The sequence below is a fragment of the Streptomyces sp. RKAG290 genome, assembly GCF_023701695.1.
Classification (GTDB): Bacteria; Actinomycetota; Actinomycetes; order Streptomycetales; family Streptomycetaceae; genus Streptomyces.
In genome coordinates, this window is sequence record NZ_JAJOZC010000001.1 from 6,075,056 (window position 1) to 6,092,944 (window position 17,889).

Annotated in this window: 10 protein-coding genes and 1 pseudogene; 8 read left to right on the forward strand and 3 right to left on the reverse strand. The window is 71.2% G+C overall.

Annotated elements, in window-relative coordinates; all coding sequences use genetic code 11:
- Positions 1-105: 105 nt before the first annotated feature.
- Positions 106-585, forward strand: a complete 480-nt coding sequence (locus tag LNW71_RS26875; RefSeq protein ID WP_250970561.1) for a hypothetical protein — start codon at positions 106-108, stop codon at positions 583-585.
- Positions 586-615: 30 nt separating this feature from the next.
- Here the strand turns inward: LNW71_RS26875 and LNW71_RS26880 are convergent, their stop codons facing one another.
- On the reverse strand, positions 616-1,542 hold the full coding sequence (locus tag LNW71_RS26880) for a DUF4231 domain-containing protein (RefSeq protein WP_250970562.1): 927 nt from the start codon (positions 1,540-1,542) through the stop codon (positions 616-618).
- A gap of 225 nt (positions 1,543-1,767) precedes the next feature.
- Between LNW71_RS26880 and fxsA the strand changes: the two genes are divergently transcribed.
- From fxsA to fxsT, 4 genes and pseudogenes are all read left to right on the forward strand, one after another.
- Positions 1,768-1,935 (forward strand): FxSxx-COOH cyclophane-containing RiPP peptide, encoded by a 168-nt coding sequence (fxsA, locus tag LNW71_RS26885; protein ID WP_250970563.1) that lies wholly within the window; start codon positions 1,768-1,770, stop codon positions 1,933-1,935.
- 74 nt (positions 1,936-2,009) lie between these two features.
- A pseudogene (fxsB, locus tag LNW71_RS26890) lies at positions 2,010-4,249 on the forward strand (radical SAM/SPASM protein FxsB, inactivated metallohydrolase extension form).
- A gap of 233 nt (positions 4,250-4,482) precedes the next feature.
- Positions 4,483-5,817, forward strand: coding sequence for an FxsC protein (gene fsxC / locus LNW71_RS26895; RefSeq protein ID WP_250970564.1), 1,335 nt, complete (start codon positions 4,483-4,485; stop codon positions 5,815-5,817).
- Positions 5,801-9,736 carry an FxSxx-COOH system tetratricopeptide repeat protein gene (gene fxsT / locus LNW71_RS26900; protein WP_250970565.1) on the forward strand — a complete coding sequence of 1,312 codons (3,936 nt, stop codon included), beginning with the start codon at positions 5,801-5,803 and terminating at the stop codon, positions 9,734-9,736. Before fsxC ends, fxsT begins: the two co-directional genes overlap by 17 nt.
- Before the next feature lie 47 nt (positions 9,737-9,783).
- Here fxsT and LNW71_RS26905 read toward each other — a convergent pair whose 3' ends face one another.
- The gene (locus LNW71_RS26905; RefSeq protein ID WP_250970566.1) at positions 9,784-10,656 is read right to left on the reverse strand and encodes an alpha/beta fold hydrolase; all 873 of its coding nucleotides are present in this window, start codon (positions 10,654-10,656) and stop codon (positions 9,784-9,786) included.
- A gap of 420 nt (positions 10,657-11,076) precedes the next feature.
- Here LNW71_RS26905 and LNW71_RS26910 point away from each other — a divergent pair, with 420 nt between their 5' ends.
- On the forward strand, positions 11,077-12,162 hold the full coding sequence (locus LNW71_RS26910; RefSeq protein WP_250970567.1) for a S1 family peptidase: 1,086 nt from the start codon (positions 11,077-11,079) through the stop codon (positions 12,160-12,162).
- A gap of 57 nt (positions 12,163-12,219) precedes the next feature.
- Here LNW71_RS26910 and LNW71_RS26915 read toward each other — a convergent pair whose 3' ends face one another.
- On the reverse strand, positions 12,220-13,260 hold the full coding sequence (locus LNW71_RS26915) for a DUF3533 domain-containing protein (protein WP_250970568.1): 1,041 nt from the start codon (positions 13,258-13,260) through the stop codon (positions 12,220-12,222).
- A 106-nt stretch (positions 13,261-13,366) separates the two neighbouring features.
- Between LNW71_RS26915 and LNW71_RS26920 the strand changes: the two genes are divergently transcribed.
- Together LNW71_RS26920 and LNW71_RS26925 are read left to right on the forward strand one after the other, a co-directional pair.
- On the forward strand, positions 13,367-16,894 hold the full coding sequence (locus LNW71_RS26920) for a DNA polymerase III subunit alpha (RefSeq protein WP_250970569.1): 3,528 nt from the start codon (positions 13,367-13,369) through the stop codon (positions 16,892-16,894).
- Complete coding sequence (locus LNW71_RS26925) at positions 16,891-17,889, forward strand: hypothetical protein (RefSeq protein ID WP_250970570.1); 999 nt, start codon at positions 16,891-16,893, stop codon at positions 17,887-17,889. Before LNW71_RS26920 ends, LNW71_RS26925 begins: the two co-directional genes overlap by 4 nt.

Genomic DNA, 17,889 nt, shown 5'->3' on the forward strand with positions numbered 1-17,889 from the left:
TGTGGCACAGGACGGTCGCGCAGGAGCAACGGGGGCGGACGCTGTGCCTTCCGGAGGGATGCCCTCCGGGAACCCCCGGCAGAGACCACAGGGGGTTCCAGGTCCGTGAAACGCATCGGAGTGACCGGCCACCGCAGCATCCCGCAGGAGGCGCAGGCCCATGTGCTGGCCGCGATGCGGGCGGCGCTCCGCGGATTCGACGGATCGGTGGAGGCGTTGTCCAGCCTGGCCGTGGGGGCGGACCAGCTCTTCGCCGACCTCGCGCTCGCCCATGGCGCCGCGCTGACCGTGGTCATCCCCAGCGGCGACTACGAGGCGTGTTTCGCCGAAGGTGCCGAACTGTCCCGCTACCTGAGCCTCAAGGCCCGCGCCGTGCGGGAGGTCCGGCTGGACTACCCGCACTCCACCGACGAGGCCTACTACGCCGCCGGCGCCTACATCGCCGACCACTGCGACCGGCTGCTCGCCGTCTGGGACGGCCGGCCGGCCCGCGGCCTCGGTGGTACCGGCGACATCGTGACGTACGCCCGCACCCTCGGCCGCCCGGTCACGGTGATCTGGCGTGACGGGGTCGAGCGCGCCTGACCGGCCGTCGCCGGCCGGGTGCCGCAGCCGTCACATCTGGTGCCGGGCCAGCCAGTCGGTGTGCTGGGGGGAGACGATGCGCTCGGTTTCGAACACCGCCCGCGGCCACTGCCGCTCGGTCAGCGTGGTCTCCATCGCGACCTGCATCGATTCCAGATCCTTCTCCACCAGGGAGTGGGCCGAGATCAGCGGGTGGTGCCGGCGCATCTCGCACCAGGCCAGACAGGCCGCGGCGGCGGCCGAGAGCACCCCGGTCAGCGCGAACGACTGGCCCACCGAGAACGCCCTGAACACGGCGAGGACCAGCGCGAGCGCCGTCAGCGCGGCAATGGTGCTCGACCAGACCACGGTGGCCCGCCGGGACACCTCCTGGCGCCTGCGGTACCAGGAGCGCTGTTCGATCAGCCGGTCCCGGACATAGGTCTCCTTGCGCACGGTGAATGCCTTGCCCCGTAATGCGTGCATGGAATCGGTGATGAGTCCGCCGGAATCGGCGGTCCGGTCCCGGGGATCCGACCAGCCGACCTTGCGGAGCTCCTGCAGCCCCTCTTCGAGGCGATTGGCGAACACCGCCTCCGGGTGCTGGGTGCCGGTATCGAAAGGTGAGCCGTGCACGGAGTAACGCCAGCACATCGATTTGATGAACTCGGCCGCGGAGCGATTAAGTTGCCAATGCGACTTTGCTTTCCGCCGGGAGGTGAGGTAGGTCGTGATCAGGACACCGAGGTAGGCCAACGCCGCCGCGCAGTCGGTGAGTTGGAGCGTCCCCGCGACCTCGGCCCGCCAGGGCAGCGCGGCCGGTACCGTGCCCGCGACCAGCAGGATCAGCTGCCCGCGGGTGGTGTTTATGGCCTCCCGCTGGCGGGCGACCGCAATGGCGTCCGTGTGGTGAAAGAGCTCCGGCAGATCAGCGTTCCTGAAGACCATGCTCTGCAGTGGTCCGGGAATCGCCGTCATGTTCACTCCCGTCTGCGGTTATGTGTCACCCTGATGGCGGAACCTGTAGTTCCGCATACTCCTGGCCGGTCCTGTGTGACGCTCTTGTTCCAAGTGGCCGTCCTCAGTTGCCAACCGAGGTCATGAGAGTAAAGTCGTGCCGCCGGGCACTGCAATGGTGCAGGTACCCACGTGGGTTTCCTGTCCGGAACCATTCCATCGGAACGAATCCCCTCAAGGACGGCCGTGAAGACCTCTGAATCCCCCCTCTCCTTCGCCGTTGCGAAGAAGAGCCGTGTGCCGCTTGCCGCGATCGACGCCCGTGGTGGCGAGGCCGCCAGGAAGCTCGGTCGGGTGCATGCTGCCTCCGCCGGTCGCCCCACCCAGGCATCCACCTTCAACTCCTCCCTCTGACCTCGTATTCCGGAACGCTCCTCCAGGTCGGTCGGTCTGCCGGATCACCCTTCCGGGCTGGCTAGACTGGTGGAATGACAGGACCCCTGGTCCCTTTCCGTGAAGTGGTTCTCAAGGTTCACAGCAGGTGTGATCTTGCCTGTGACCATTGCTATGTCTACGAACATGCCGATCAGAGCTGGCGAACCCGTCCGAAAACAATCTCTGACGAAGTCATTTTCCGGACTGCTCAGCGCCTGGCTGAGCATGCCAAGACACACGCACTGCCCTCCGTGTCAGTAATCCTGCACGGAGGGGAGCCTCTGCTGGCCGGCCCCGCCCGGCTGCGGCGCATCTGTGAAGAGCTCACCTCGGCCTTCGACGGCATCGCCGCCCTGGACCTGCGCATCCACACGAACGGTCTGCAGCTCAGCCCGCGCTATCTCGACCTCTTCAGCGAGTACGACGTCAAGGTGGGCATCTCCCTCGACGGCGACCGCGCGGCCAACGACCGGCACCGCCGCTTCGCCGACGGGCGCAGCAGCCACCCCCTGGTACTCAAGGCCGTCGAGCTGCTCCGGCAGGAGCGCTACCGCCATCTCAACCTCGGCCTCCTGTGCACCATCGACATCCAGAACGACCCGCGCGCGGTCCTCGACGCGCTCACCGCACTCGAACCGCCGCTCATCGACTTCCTGCTTCCCCACGCCACCTGGGACGACCCGCCGCCCCGCCCGGACGGATCGCCCACCGCCTACGCCGACTGGCTCCTCGCGGTCCACGACCGCTGGCAGGAGCAGGGGCGCCCGGTGCCGGTGCGGATCTTCTCCTCGGTCCACTCCACGCTGAACGGCGGGCCCAGCCTCACCGAGTCCCTCGGTCTCGCCCCACGGACCTCGTGGTCGTGGAGACCGACGGGAGCCTGGAGCAGGTCGACTCGCTCAAGAGCGCCTACGAGGGCGCGGCAGCCACCGGATTCGACGTCTTCACGCATGCCTTCGACGAGGTCGCGGCGCACCCAGGGGTGCGGGCAAGGCAGCTCGGTCTCGAGGGCGTCAGCGAGACGTGCCGCCGATGCCCCGTCGTACGCTCGTGCGGAGGCGGCCTGTACACCCACCGCTACGACTCCGCGGGGCCCGGCGAGGGATTCGACAACCCGTCCGTGTACTGCCACGACCTCGCCGCCCTGGTGCGCGGCATCGAGGCCTGCACCCCGGCGGACGACGTGGCGCCCGCGGTGGCCGGTCCCGGTGAACTGCTCGCGGCCCAGGAGGATCTCACCCGCACCCTGCTGGCCCGGCTCCACGCGGAGCTGGACGGCCGGGGCGGTGAGCGGTGGGCGGCGGCGTGGGAACTGGCGGCAGCCCTCGACGGCTCGGCGCAGGGTTCCCATGGCCTGGACCACGTACTGGCCCACCCGTACACCCGCACCTGGCTGCTCGACGCGCTGGACGCGTTGCACGAGGACCGGCCGGGAGCCGCGTCGGACGCGGCGGACAGCCTGCCGGCGCGACTGGCGGCCGCGACTGTGCGGGCGGGTCTGGACCGGTGGGTGCCGGTGCCCTACCGGGACGGCGGGCTGGTACTGCCCACCCTGGGCCGGCTGGCCGTCGGCGGCGCGGGGGAGCACGGTACGGCGCGGGTGCGTGCCGTCGAGGGCGGGTTCCTGGTCGGCCGGGACGGCGGGGGACGCGCTGAGCGGCGGATCGCATGGCCCGCCCCGGCGGCACCCGGCTGGCTTCCGGTGCGTGGTTACGCCCTGCCCGGCGCCCCGTCCGGCTTCGTGATCGACGACCTCGACCCGTACCGCGACTGCTTCGGCGCAACCGCCGCGGCCACGCCCGACGCCACGCGGGCGGCCCGCCTGGCCGCCGCGCTCACCGAGGCCTGGGCGCTGATCGAGGAGCGGGCTCCGGAGTACGGGGCGCGGTCCGTCGACGGACCGCTGACGCTCACTCCGCTGACCGGCCCGGCGCCGGGCGAACCCGCCGTGGGCCGGCACGGATACGGCGCACTGGGCATCGGGGCGGACGAGAACGCCGGCACGCTGGCGCTCGCGCTGCTGCGCGGAGTACGCCGGGCCAGATTCCGGGCACTTGTGGATGTCACGGATCTTTACGCGGCGGACGGCTCCTGGGAACATCGAATGCCCTGGGGGGAAGAATTGGTTCCGTTTTCCCGGCTGCTGGCCGGCACGTATGAACGGCTGGCGCTCGCGTCATTCGACCCCCGGTATCGGGACGGCGTACCGCAGGCACTCGACACGCTGGAGGGAGCGGCCGAACTCACCGTCGGCGGGAAACGGCTGCTTGCCCTGATGCGAAAAGAATTCTGAATCTCGAATTCCGGTTCGGGAAGGCCGTGCGCAGAGTCGGGACAACCGGGAGGAACGGGCGCAGACCGAATTCGATCAAGGGGGTGATCGATAGGACCTGGGCACAGATGACTGAAAAGTGGCGTTGAATGACCGAACGCCATGGGGTGGAGCAAGGTCCGCTCCGGAATGATGAATTCGCTCGCATTCTCTTCACTCCTCGGGTGCGGGTGCTCACACAGGACGGGGGTCGTGTGCACGCGACGACGCAGCAGCGAGCGGCGGACCATCGGCCGTACTTCTTCTTGAGTTACGCCCACACACCGGGGTACGGCGGTGGCACGGACCCCGATATGTGGGTCGAGCGGCTCTTCCAGGATCTCTGCGGCCATGTGATGGCCATGACCGATCTGCCCGCCGGAGCACCGGCCGGGTTCATCGACCGCGAGATACGTTCCGGCGAGGGCTGGTCGGAACGGCTCGGCGAGGTGCTCGCCACCTGCCGGGTGTTCGTCCCGCTGTTCTCGCCGCGCTACTTCGCCAGCGAGATGTGCGGCAAGGAGTGGTACGCCTTCGCCCAGCGCGCCATCCACTACCGGGCCCGCTCCAACCAGTCGGCCGAGGCGATCGTCCCGGCGCTCTGGGTGCCGGTCCCGCCCAGCCAGCTCCCCGGGCCGGCCGAGCGATTACAGTTCAACCACCGTGATTTCGGGGACCGTTACGTCAGTGACGGGCTGTACGGCCTGATCAAACTCAGGCTCTTCGCCGAGGACTACGAGCGCGCGGTGTACGAGCTCGCCAAACGCATCGTCAGCGTCGCCGACACGGTACGGATCGGCACCGGCCGGCCCGTCGACTACCGGCTGGCCCCCAGCGCCTTCGGCTCGACGGGCGGCGGAGCCGGCGGCCCCCGCCCGATGCAGGTCACCATCGCCGCCGCCACCCGCCACGATCTGCCCGAGGGGCGCAACGCCGACTACTACGGCGACAACCCGCAGGACTGGAACCCCTACCACCCGGACGCCGCACGCCCCCTGGCCTACGTCGCCGAGGACCTGGTGCGCTCCCTCAACTACCAGGCCACTGTGGCCTCCTTCGACGAGGAGTCCGGTCACCCGGGAGGCAAGCAGCCCCCGACCACACCGGAGATCCTGCTCGTCGACCGCTGGGCACTGCAGGACGAGGACAGGTGCCGCCGGCTCGCCGCCTTCGACGCGGAGAACCGTCCCTGGGTGACGATGGTCGTCCCGTGGAACCGCGACGACCACGAGAGCAGGGCCGCGGAGGCCGAGCTGACCGAGAAGCTCGAACGGACCATGCCGACCAAGATGCGCCAGGGGCGGGCCTACTGCCGCGCCGCCGCCAGGGGCGTACCGAGCATGGAGGCCTTCGGCCAGATCCTGCCGCAGGTGGTCGAGGTCGCCGCCCAGCAGTACCTGAGACACGCGGCCGTCTATCTGCCCGCCGCCGGCGGCGGCGGACACACCGAACGCACGCGGCTGATGGGACCGATGGCGCAGACCCAGTACATCCCCGAGACACATGACGCTGCGACGGACGTGGAGGACACGGATGACGGCCAGTCGTGACGGGCGCATCGTCACCTTCTACTCGTACAAGGGCGGTACCGGGCGCACCATGGCCCTGGCCAACACCGCCTGGATTCTCGCCGCGAACGGCAAGCGGGTACTGGCTGTCGACTGGGACCTGGAGGCCCCTGGACTCCACCGGTTCTTCCACCCGTTCCTCGACCCGTCGACCCTCGGCGCCACCACCGGTGTCATCGACCTGATCACCGAGTACGCCTGGGCCGCGACCAGCCCGGTGCAGCGGGCGGACGACTGGCACCGGGACTACGCCCGGATCCAGCCGCACGCGGTCTCGCTCACCCCCGAGGCGCTCGGCTGGGAGTTCCCGCAGGGCGGAACGCTCGACTTCGTCTCCGCCGGACGGCAGAACCGCGAATACTCCGCGACCGTCTCCACCTTCGACTGGGACAACTTCTACGACCGCCTCGGCGGCGGCCACTTCTTCGACGCGCTGCGCGACGACATGAAGGCCAACTACGACTACGTCCTCATCGACAGCCGTACCGGTCTCAGCGACATCGCCGACATCTGCACCGTCCATCTGCCCGACATGCTCGTCGACTGCTTCACCCTGAGCGACCAGTCCATCGACGGCGCCGCCTCGGTCGCCCGGCAGATCTCCGAGCGGTACACCGGCCGCCCCATCTCCATCTTCCCCGTCCCGATGCGCATCGACGAGGGCGAGAAGGAGAAGGCGGACGCCGGCCGGGCGCTGGCCCGGCTGAAGTTCGACCGGCTGCCGCGCGACCTGTCCGGCGACGAACTTACCGCGTACTGGGGAGCGGTGGAGATCCCGTACCGTCCCTACTACGCGTACGAGGAGACGCTGGCCACCTTCGGGGACGAGGCGGGTCTCAGCAACTCGCTGCTCTCCGCCTTCGAGCGGCTCACCTCCGTCATCACCGACCAGCAGATCACCTCGATGCCCCCGGTCGGCGAAGAGGTACGGCTGCGCATCCGCGACGCGTTCACCCGGCGCAGGCCGGCCCTGCCCGCCGATCTCTTCCTCAGCTACGTGGCGGAGAACCGGATGTGGGCCGACTGGATCGAGTCCGCGCTCACCCGGGCCGGCTTCCGGGTCGTGCCGCGCGACGTGTCCGCCGAGCGGGAGCCCCGGGAACCGGCGGCCGCCGCCGCCGAGAACGCCACCAGGACCGTGGTGCTGCTCTCCAGCGCCTACCTCAAGTCGCAGCGAGCGGTGGGCCTCTGGGAACGCGCCGTCGCCGATGACCCGGGCGGCGGCCGGCGCCATCTGGTGCCGCTCAGGGTCGGGGACGTACGGCTGTCCGCGCCCTATATCGACCGCAACCCCGTCGACCTGTTCCGGCTCGACGAGGTGCACGCCACCGCCGCGCTGTTACGGGCCCTGGACCGGCCCGTCCAGATCACCGACGGCGTCTCGCCCGGACCGCGCTTCCCCGGCACCGTCCCGCGGATCTGGAACGCACCGCCGCGCAACCCCGGATTCACCGGCCGCTCCCTGGTCCTGGAGCGGATGCGTGACCAGCTCGGCGGCGGCATGGCCGTCGTGCTGCCGCAGCCGCAGACCCTGTACGGACTCGGCGGCGTCGGCAAGACGCAGGTCGCCCTGGAGTACGTGCACCGGTTCATGGCCGACTACGACCTGGTCTGGTGGATATCGTCCGAGCAGACCGACGACGTGGTCGCCGGACTCGCCGAGCTCGCCGTCCGGCTCGGCGCCCAGGGCGGCGACGACATGGCGGCCGCCTCCCAGGAGGCCGTCGACCTGCTGCGGCGCGGTGTGCCCTCGGACCGCTGGCTGCTGGTCTTCGACAACGCCGACGACCCCGAACGGCTCCGGCGCTACTTCCCGCAGGGCGGCTCCGGGCACATCCTGGTCACCTCCCGCAACCAGGCATGGTCCCAGCACGGCGACGCCCTGCCCGTCGACGTCTTCCTGCGCGAGGAGTCCATCGAACACCTCCAGCGCCGGGCGCCGGGGCTGAGCGACGAGGACGCCGCCCAGGTGGCCACCGCGGTGGGCGACCTGCCGCTCGCCGTCGAACAGGCGGCGGCCTGGATCGCGGAGACCGCCACCCCGATCGACACCTACCTGGAGCAGCTGGCCCAGCAGGCCCCGGAGGTCCTGGCGCTCAACCAGCCGGCCGGTTACCCCGAGCCGGTCGCGGCGACCTGGAACATCTCCATCCAACGCCTCAAGGAGCGCTCGCCCGCCGCGGTGCGGCTGCTCCAGCTCTGCGCCTTCTTCGCCCCCGAGCCGATCTCGGGAAACCTCCTGTACAGCAAGGAGATGATCGAGGCGCTGAAGCCGTACGACGCCTCGCTCCAGGAGAAGCTGGTGCTGGGCCGGGTCATCCGGGAGATCGGCCGGTTCGCCCTCGCCAAGGTCGACCAGGTCTCCAACTCCATCCAGGTGCACCGGCTCGTCCAGGCGGTCATCCGGGCGCAGCTCAGCGAGCAGGAGCAGCGGGACGCCCGGCACGCCGTCCACCGCATCCTGGCGGGCGCCAGGCCCGATGACGACGAGCCCATCGACAACCCAGCCAACTGGCCGCAGTTCGCCACCATATGGCCGCACCTCGGCCCGTCCGACGCCCGCAACTGCCAGGAGCCCGAAGCGCGCAGGCTCCTGATCGACCGGGTGCGCTACCTCTGGAAGCGCGGAGACTTCAGGACGGCCACCAGCCTCTGCGAGGAGCTGCGTGAGATCTGGCGCCGGACGCTGGGGGAGCGGGACATCCAGTACCTCTACCTCTGCTTCCACCTCGCCAACATCTACCGCTCGCGCGGGCGTTACGTGGAGGCCATGGAGCTCGACGAGATCACCCTGACGACCCAGCGGGAGGTGCTGGGCGCGGAGCATCCGCACACGTACATGAGCACCAGCAGCCTGGCGACCGACCTCGGCACGCTCGGCGAGTACACCAGGGCGATCGAGCTGGCGACCGAGGCCACCGAGGGGTTCAACCAGATCTTCCACGACTCGCACCCCAGGGCCCTGGCCGCGGCCAACAACCTGGCGTTCACCCTGCGGTCCATCGGGCAGTACGCCAAGGCCCGCGAGATCGACCAGGACGTCTTCGACCGGCGCCGGGAGGTGCTCGGCGAGGAACACCCGTACAGCCTCTCCTCGGCCATGAACCTGGCGCGCGACCTGCGTGACGTCGGGCGGTACGAGGACTCCGTAGGCATCCTCAGCCGCACGTACGACAGCTACAAGGCCACGCTCGGCCGGTCCTTCCCCGGCACCCTCAGCGCGGCGAAGGCGCTGGCGGTGTCGCTGCGCCGGGCGGGGCGGCTGGAGGACGCCCGCCGGCTCACGGTGGCGACCCGGGCCCGCTACCGGGCCAAGTACACCTCCGCCAACCCGGAGTCGCTGGCCTGCGATCTCAACCTGGCGGCGGACCTGTTCGCGGCTGACGAGGCGGCCGAGGCCAGGGACACCGCGCGGGAGGTCGTCGACCAGTACATGAAGGTGCCGGGTGAGAAACACCCGTACACCCTGGCCGCCCTGAACAACCTGGGCGTCTACCTCCGGGGGGCCGGCGCCTCCGAGGAGTCGGAGCAGGTGCTGACCAGGGTGGTCGCCTCGATGCGGGAGGTGTACGGGCGGGAGCACCCCAACACGCTGTTCAGCGTGATGAACCTGGCCAACACCACGGCCGACCGGGGCGAGCTGGAACTGGTGCTGGAGACCGAGCGGCGGCTGATCGGGCAGTTCCGGGTGGCCCTGGGAGCGCATCACCCGGAGACCCTGGCCATGAAGTCGAACATGGCGGTCACGCTCGACGCGATGGGACGCAAGGACGAGGCGCTCCAGATCAGGACGGAGACGGTCGACGAGCTGGCCAGGCAGCTGGGTGACGACCATCCGCTCACCCGGATCGCCCGGGACGAGCGCCGGTTCCAGCGCGAACTGGAACCGCTCGCGGTGTGAGGAAAGGGGAGCGTCCGGCCGCCGCCGGACGCCCCCCTTCCCGTTGCTCAGGCAGCCGTGTCCAGCAGCCAGGTGAGAATCCTCGGCAGCGCGTGCAGCGCGTCGAAATGCGCGGCCGCCGGTTCCACCACCACCGTGGAGCCGGCGATGCGGCTCGCCAGCCAGCGGGTGTGCCCGACCGGTGAGAAGACGTCCTTCTCGCCGTGCCACAGCAGCACCGGACCGGTGATGTCGGCCGGGTCGAACCCCCAGGGACGGCTGAACGCGAGCGCGTCGTCGATCCAGCCGTACGCGGAAGTGCGCAGCCCTTCCCGGTAGTTGCGCAACAGCATGGACCGGACGCCGGCGTCGTTGACCACCAGCCGGTCGGAGTCGGTCAGCTCCCGGCGCAGATCGTCGATGAGCCGGACCGGGTTGTTCCTGATCACCGCGGACCGCGAGATGAACGACTCCGCGAGCCCGTCCGGGTCGGCGGCCGCCGTGGTGTACGCCAGCACATTGGAGGCGGCCATCCCGTCGAACCAGTCGAGTCCGTCGGCGTCCCAGGGGGCCAGGCCCACCAGGGCGGCGGTACGGGTGACCCGCTCGGGCATCAGCGCCGCGCAGGCCAGAGCGTGCGAGGCGCCGCCGGACCGGCCGACGACGGCGAACCGGTCCAGCCCGATATGGTCCGCGATGGCCCGTACGTCCTCCACCGCATCGGCGACGCAACGGCCGGGCTGCCGGTCGGAGTCGCCGTACCCGGGCCGGTCGTAAGTGATCAGCTGTGTCTTGCGCTGGTACAGCACCATGCCGCGCGGAGCCGGACCGAGCCTGCTGCCGGGCATCCCGTGCAGCAGGAAGACCGGTCTGCCGCGAGGATCCCCCAGACGCTCCACCACCAGTTGCCGTCCATCGGTTGCGCGCACCCGACTGCGCACTCCGCGCCTCCTTGGTTCCGTGCGGGCACGACGTGCCCGGCTTTCCCCGCACCATTCGATGATGACCTATCAAGCTCCGTACGGGGACTACGCGTTGACGGAAACCGGTCGGCCACGGAGAGGACGTACCGGTGCGGGCGTGCCGACCACGCCGAGAACCGGACCCGCAGGGGCGAATACCGGACAGGACTAGTCCTCACCCGCTGCTGACCGGATGGTTGCACGGGGTGTTCGCAGCCGGAATCGACAAGGCGTGACCTCCGGTAAGTGAAGGTGCCGAGGTCGAACCGGTGGTGCCGTGTGTGCGTCCTGAAGTCGGCCTTGTGTGCTATCGGCCTGCTCGGAATAGTGGGCGCCCAACATCCTCCGCTCACGGTCGGACCCCACTTCCTCCGTGCGCGGCCCCACAGGAGGTCGAAGTTGAAGCATCGACGCATATCCAGGAAGCGCGCAGTGCTGGCCGGGTCGGCGGTGGTCGCCCTGGTTGCAGCAGGAGCGACGTTCCAGAGTGCGAACGCCAGTGACGGTGTACCGGAGGTCACCGCACGGACTCTCAACGCAGTCGCGGCCGGAAAGCTCGCCACCGGCCTCGGGAAGGAACTGGGCGGCGACGCGGCCGGCGCGTACTACGACGCCAAGTCGAAGCACCTGGTGATGAACGTGGTCGACCAGGCCGCCGCCGAGCAGGTGCGGCAGGCGGGCGGCAAGGCGAGAGTCGTGCAGAACTCGCTCGCCGAGCTGAAGTCGGCCCGGCAGACCCTGGCCGGCAAGGCCACGATCCCCGGCACCTCATGGGCCGTCGACCCGGTCAGCAACCAGGTCGTCGTGACCGCCGACCGTACGGTCAAGGGCGCTGCCTGGCAGAAGATCAGCTCGGTGGTCGAGGGGCTGGGCGGCAAGGCCCAGCTCAAGAAGTCCGCCGGGGAGTTCAAGCCGCTCATCGCGGGCGGCGACGCGATCTGGGGCGACGGCGGGCGCTGCTCGCTCGGCTTCAACGTGGTCAAGGGCGGCGAGCCGTACTTCCTGACCGCCGGGCACTGCACCGAGGCGATCTCCAGCTGGTCGGACTCCCAGGGCGGCGCGGAGATCGGCACGAACGCGGGCTCGGAGTTCCCGGACAACGACTTCGGCCTGGTGAAGTACACCTCGGGCACGGCGCACCCCAGCGAGGTCGACCTCTACAACGGCTCCACCCAGCCGATCACCAAGGCGGGCGAGGCGACCGTCGGGATGACGGTGACGCGCAGCGGCTCCACCACCCAGGTGCACGACGGTGAGGTGACGGGGCTGGACGCCACGGTCAACTACGGCAACGGCGACATCGTCAACGGGCTGATCCAGACGACGGTCTGCGCCGAGCCCGGCGACAGCGGCGGTTCGCTCTTCGCCGGCGACACGGCGATCGGCCTGACCTCGGGCGGCAGCGGCGACTGCTCCTCGGGCGGCGAGACGTTCTTCCAGCCGGTGCCGGAGGCGCTGGCCGCGTTCGGGGCGGAGATCGGCTGACCGAAGACGGGTGCGCCGGGACAGCGCGGCGCACCCCGCACCCGGTCCGGCTCTGAATCAGCCGGACAGGGTGGAGCCCGCGTGCGAAGCCGGAGGCGAATCCGCCTCCGGCTTCCTGCGCATCGCCATCAGGAGGGTGACGGCCGTGCCCGCCACCGCCCACGCGGACAGCACCAGCAGCGGTCCGGTCACCGCGTTTCCCTTGAAGTACGCGATCGAGCGCGCCACCCAGGTCCCGGCCCCCGGCGGCAGCGCGGGGCCGATCGCCCGCCAGAAGTCCGGCAGCATCGGGAGCGGGAAGGCGCCGCCCGCGCTCGGGTTGCCCGCGATCACCACGAGCAGGACGGCCAGGCCGATGCCGACGATGCCGGTGAGTGCCTGCAGGGCCAGTGTGATCATGCCGACCGCGAAGACGGTGAGCGCGCCCAGGCCCGACAGCCCCCAGAAGCTTCCGGGCAGGGCCCCGAGGATCGGGCCGATGATGATCGCGCCGCCGATTCCGCCCGCGATCGAGTACAGCGCCATGACCCCGGTCCGGATCACCGCGCGCTGACGGTTGGCGGGGCGGCTGCCGGCGCTGATCGCCAGGATCGAGGCGCAGAGGTAGCCGCCGACGCACCAGCCCACGACCAGGTAGAAGGACGAGAGTCCGTCGAAGTCCTGGTCCGATGCCGGGGCCACGTCCACGGAGCGGACCGTGCGCCGCTGGGTGAGATCGACCTTCGCGATGATCTTCGTCAGCGAGTCGGCCAGGACGGTGCCCCCGCCGGAGGCGACCAGCACGGTGTCGGTGGTGCCCCTGGGGCTGACGATCACGGCGCCGTCGATGTCACGGTCGAGGATCTGCCGGCGGGCGGTGGCGACGTCGCTGACCGCGCGGGGGTCCAGCGGACCGCCGGGGAGATCCTTCAGTTCGGTGACGAGGCGGGCCGACATCTGCTGGGGTGCGACGACCCCGAAGGGGACGTCCGTCGGCTTCGGGTTGTGCAGCGCGCCGACGTAGGACGCGATGAAGAGCAGTTGCAACGCCAGCACGCCGATGACGAGCAGTGCGGCCCGCGGAGTCACGGCGTTCTTCACCTCGTCAGCGAAAGTCATGCCCCCACCGTCCGGGGTGGCCGTCGCTCACGCAGTCGGGGCCGGGCCGAATGGCTGAGAGGGTGGCCCGGACTCGGGTATCGCACGAATGTTCGAAACTTGGTCTATGGTGGAGAGCGAGGGGGTGGCGTACGGATCGGTCCAGGAGGTGCAGGTGCCCGGGTTCACGCATCTGCATACCGTTTCCGGGTTCTCCCTGCGGTACGGGGCCTCGCACCCGGAGCGGCTGGCGGAGCGCGCCGCCGAGCGGGGGATGGACGCCCTCGCGCTGACCGACCGGGACACCCTTGCGGGGACGGTCCGGTTCGCCAAGGCCTGCGAGCAGGCCGGTGTGCGGCCGGTCTTCGGGGTGGAGCTCGCGGTGGCCCCCGCCGGGCGCGCGGAGGGCGACGGGCGTACGCACCGGCTGCGGACCCCGGTCCGCGGCGGTGCCTTTGTCGACGAATCCGCACCCCGGGTCACCTTCCTCGCCCGCGACGGCGCGCAGGGCTGGGCCGAACTGTGCCGCCTCGTCACCGCCGCCCATGCCGCCGTTCCCGACGGCGGCCGGCCCCTGGCCGAACGGTCCGTGCTGCCCGCCGAAGGGCTCACCGTGCTGCTCGGCCCGGCCTCCGAGGTGGGCAGGGCGCTGGCCGCCGGCCGCCCCGACCGGGCCGCCGCCCTGCTCGCCCCCTGGCGGGAGATGTACGGCGACGACCTGCGGCTCGAAGCCGTGCACCACGGCCGTGACGGCACCGGACCCGGTTCGCTGCGGCTCGCCGCCCGCACCGTGGGCTTCGCCGCCGAACAGGGCATCCGGGCGGTACTGACGAACGCCGTCCGGTACGCCGACCCCGGGCAGGGGCCGGTCGCCGACGTGCTCGACTCGGCGCGCAGGCTCGTCCCCGTCGATCCGCGCCGCGCCCCCCTCGACAGCGGTGAGCGCTGGCTCAAGGACGCCCGCGCGATGGCGGCGACCGCCGAGCGGATCACCTCCGCTGCCGGACTGGGGCCGGACGCCGGGGCGCGGCTGCTCGCGGAGACCCGGCACACCGCCGACGCCTGCGCCGTCGACCCCGAGGGTGACATCGGCCTCGGCTCCGTCCACTTTCCCGAGCCGCATCTCGTCGGTGCCGGCCGCCGCACCGCGCAGCGGGTGCTGACCTCCCGCGCCACCGCGGGCATGGTGCTGCGCGGCTACGACCGCAGACGCGACTACTGGGACCGGATGCACCACGAGCTGGACATCATCGCCCACCACGGCTTCGCCTCGTACTTCCTCACGGTCGCCCAAGTGGTGGACGACGTAAGGGAGATGAATATCCGGGTGGCCGCCCGCGGCTCCGGGGCCGGCTCCCTGGTCAACCACCTCCTCGGCATTGCCCACGCCGACCCGGTCGAGCACGGCCTGCTGATGGAACGCTTCCTGTCCAAGCGCCGCTTCGTGCTGCCCGACATCGACATCGACGTCGAGTCGGCCCGCCGCCTCGACGTCTACCGCGCGATCATCGGCCGCTTCGGCGCGGAGCGGGTCGCCACCGTCGCCATGCCCGAGACCTACCGGGTGCGGCACGCCATCCGGGACGTCGGTGCCGCGCTCTCCATGAACCCGGCCGAGACCGACCGGCTGGCCAAGGCCTTCCCGCACATCCGGGCCCGCGACGCCCTCACGGCCATGGAGGAACTGCCCGAACTGCGCGAGGTGGCACGGGAGAAGGAGAAGTACGGGCGGCTGTGGGAGCTGGTGGAGGCGCTGGACGCACTGCCGCGCGGCATCGCCATGCACCCGTGCGGGGTCCTCCTCTCGGACGCCTCGCTGCTGCGCCGCACCCCCGTCATGCCCACCAGCGGCGAGGGCTTCCCGATGGCGCAGTTCGACAAGGAGGACGTGGAGGACCTCGGGCTGCTCAAGCTCGATGTACTGGGCGTACGGATGCAGTCGGCGATGGCGCACGCGGTCACGGAGGTGAAACGGGCCTCGGGGCGGGAGGTGGACCTGGACGCCGTGCCGCCGGGCGACCCGGAGACGTACCGGCTGATCAGGACCGCCGAGACGCTGGGCTGTTTCCAGATCGAGTCGCCCGGCCAGCGCGACCTGGTCGGCAGGCTCCAGCCGGCCACCTTCCACGATCTGGTGGTCGACATCTCGCTCTTCCGGCCCGGACCGGTCGCCGCCGACATGGTGCGTCCGTTCATCGAGGCCCGGCACGGCCGCGCGCCCGTCCGCTATCCGCACCCCGACCTGGAGAGGCCGCTGCGCGAGACGTACGGAGTGGTGGTCTTCCACGAGCAGATCATCGAGATGGTCGACATCATGACCGGCTGCGGCCGGGACGAGGCCGACCGGGTCCGGCGCGGGCTCTCCGACCCCGAGTCGCAGGGCCGGATCAGGCTCTGGTTCGCGCAGCACGCGGCGGCGAGGAAGTACGGCGCCGAAGTGATCGCCCGCGCCTGGGAGATCATCGAGGCGTTCGGCAGCTACGGCTTCTGCAAGGCGCACGCGGTCGCCTTCGCGGTGCCGACGTACCAGTCGGCCTGGCTGAAGGTGCATCACCCGGCTGCCTTCTACGCCGGGCTGCTCACCCACGACCCCGGGATGTACCCGAAGCGGCTGCTGCTCGCGGATGCCCGGCGGCGCGGGGTGCCGGTGCTGCCGCTGGATGTGAACCGGTCGGCGGCGGTCCATCGAATCGAACTGGTGTCCGGTGACGGGGTGCGGGGGGAGGTCTGGGGACTGCGGCTGGCGCTCTCGGACGTCCACGGGATCAGTGCGGCCGAGGTCGCCCGGATCGAGGCCGGGCAGCCCTACGCCTCGCTGCTGGACTTCTGGCAGCGGGCCAGACCGGGCAAGCCGGCCGCCGAACGGCTGGCCCAGGTCGGCGCGTTGGACGCGTTCGGCGCCAACCGGCGCGATCTGCTGCTGCACCTGTCCGAACTCCACCGTGCCCAGCGGGGCGCGGGCTCCGGCGGCGGCGGGGGCGCGCAGCTCCCGCTCGGCGGCGGGCACCGGACCGGCTCCATCGGCCTGCCCGACCTCAACGAGGCGGAACGGCTCAGCGCCGAGCTCGGCGTGCTGAGCATGGATGTATCCCGCCACCTGATGAGCGATCACCACGCCTTCCTGGAGGAGCTCGGCGCGCTCTCCGCCAAGCGGCTGCGCGAGGCGCGGCACGGGGAGACCGTGCTGGTCGCGGGCGCCAAGGCGGCCACCCAGACCCCACCGATCCGCTCCGGCCGCCGGGTCGTCTTCACCACCCTGGACGACGGTACGGGCCTGGTCGACCTGGCCTTCTTCGACGACAGCCACGCCGCCTGCGCGCACACCGTCTTCCACTCCTGGCTGCTGCTGGTGCGCGGGGTGGTCCAGCGGCGCGGGCCGCGGAGCCTGAGCGTGGTCGGCGCCGCCGCCTGGAATCTGGCCGAGCTGGCCGAACTGCGGCGTACCGGTGGACTCGACGCGGTCGCGGCCCGGCTGGCGCAGGCGCCCGAGCCGCAGGCGTCCGGCCCGGAGAAGGAGGAGGCGCCCGACGAGGGCCGCCGGATCCGAATGCCCACCGGATACGAGATGAACCCGTGGTCCGACCTGCAGCCGCCCGGCGAGGGGACGCCCACCGGACGGAAACTGTGGCACCAGAGCCCGGGGAGCGCGGGATGAGCGAGCAGCCCGGCATCCTCTGCCTGCGGTTCCGCCAGGTCGGCGGCGGGGAGCCGGACGGCGCCGGCTACCCGGGACTGCTGGCCCTCCTCGGCTCCTTCACCCCGGTCGTCGAGGCGGCGCCGCCCGACGGGGCGCTCGCCGATGTGCGCGGCGCGCTGCGCTACTTCGGGCGGGACGTCGCCGGCCTCGCCGCGGTGATCCGGGTCCGCGCGCTGGCCCTGCACGGCGTGGACTGCGCGATCGGGGCCGCCGAGAACCCGATGCTGGCACGGATGGCGGCGCGGCGGGCCGCGCCCGGGAAGACCTTCGTGGTGCCCGTCGGCGGGGCCGCCGCCTTCCTCGCGGACCGGCCGGCCGCCGCGCTGGACGGCGTCGGGGCGGCGACGGCCCGCACCCTGTGCGGGTACGGGCTCGACTCCGTCGGCCGGATCGCGGCCGCCCCGCTCGGCACCCTGCAGCGGATCACCGGGGTGCGGACCGGGCGCGAACTGTGGGAGCGGTCGCAGGGCATCGACCGTACGGCGGTGGTGCCGAACGCCGCCGCCAGGTCGGTAGCCGCCGAACGGACCTTCCCGCGCGACGAGCTGGACCGGGAGCGGCAGCGGCGTGCGCTCATGTCGCTCACCGAGGAGCTCGGGGCGAGGATGCGCGGCGAGGGACAGGTGTGCCGTTCGCTCGCGGTCTCCGTGCGCTACGCCGACCGGACCGGTTACTCGACGCTGACCCGCAGCCGTACGCTCCGCGAGGCCACCGCCCACTCCGCGGAGCTCACCGCACTCGCGTACCGGATCCATGACTCGTTCGCCCTGCAGCGGGCCCGGGTGCGGGGGATCGCGCTGCGCGCCGAGGGACTCGCCGACGCCGGGCGGGCCGCGCACCAGCTGACCTTCGACCCGGTGGACGAACGGGCGCGGCGGATCGAGGCGGTCGCGGACCGGCTGCGGGCCCGGTTCGGGCCCCAGGCCGTGATGCCCGGGCGACTCGCGGCCTGA

What these genes read in the sequence shown, in the direction of transcription:
- LNW71_RS26920 (WP_250970569.1), top strand. Translation starts at nt 13,367, where the DNA reads ATGGTGGAGAGCGAGGGGGTGGCGTACGGATCGGTCCAGGAGGTGCAG.
- LNW71_RS26880 (WP_250970562.1), bottom strand. Translation starts at nt 1,542, where the DNA reads ATGACGGCGATTCCCGGACCACTGCAGAGCATGGTCTTCAGGAACGCT.
- fxsT (WP_250970565.1), top strand. Translation starts at nt 5,801, where the DNA reads ATGACGGCCAGTCGTGACGGGCGCATCGTCACCTTCTACTCGTACAAG.
- LNW71_RS26925 (WP_250970570.1), top strand. Translation starts at nt 16,891, where the DNA reads ATGAGCGAGCAGCCCGGCATCCTCTGCCTGCGGTTCCGCCAGGTCGGC.
- LNW71_RS26915 (WP_250970568.1), bottom strand. Translation starts at nt 13,260, where the DNA reads ATGACTTTCGCTGACGAGGTGAAGAACGCCGTGACTCCGCGGGCCGCA.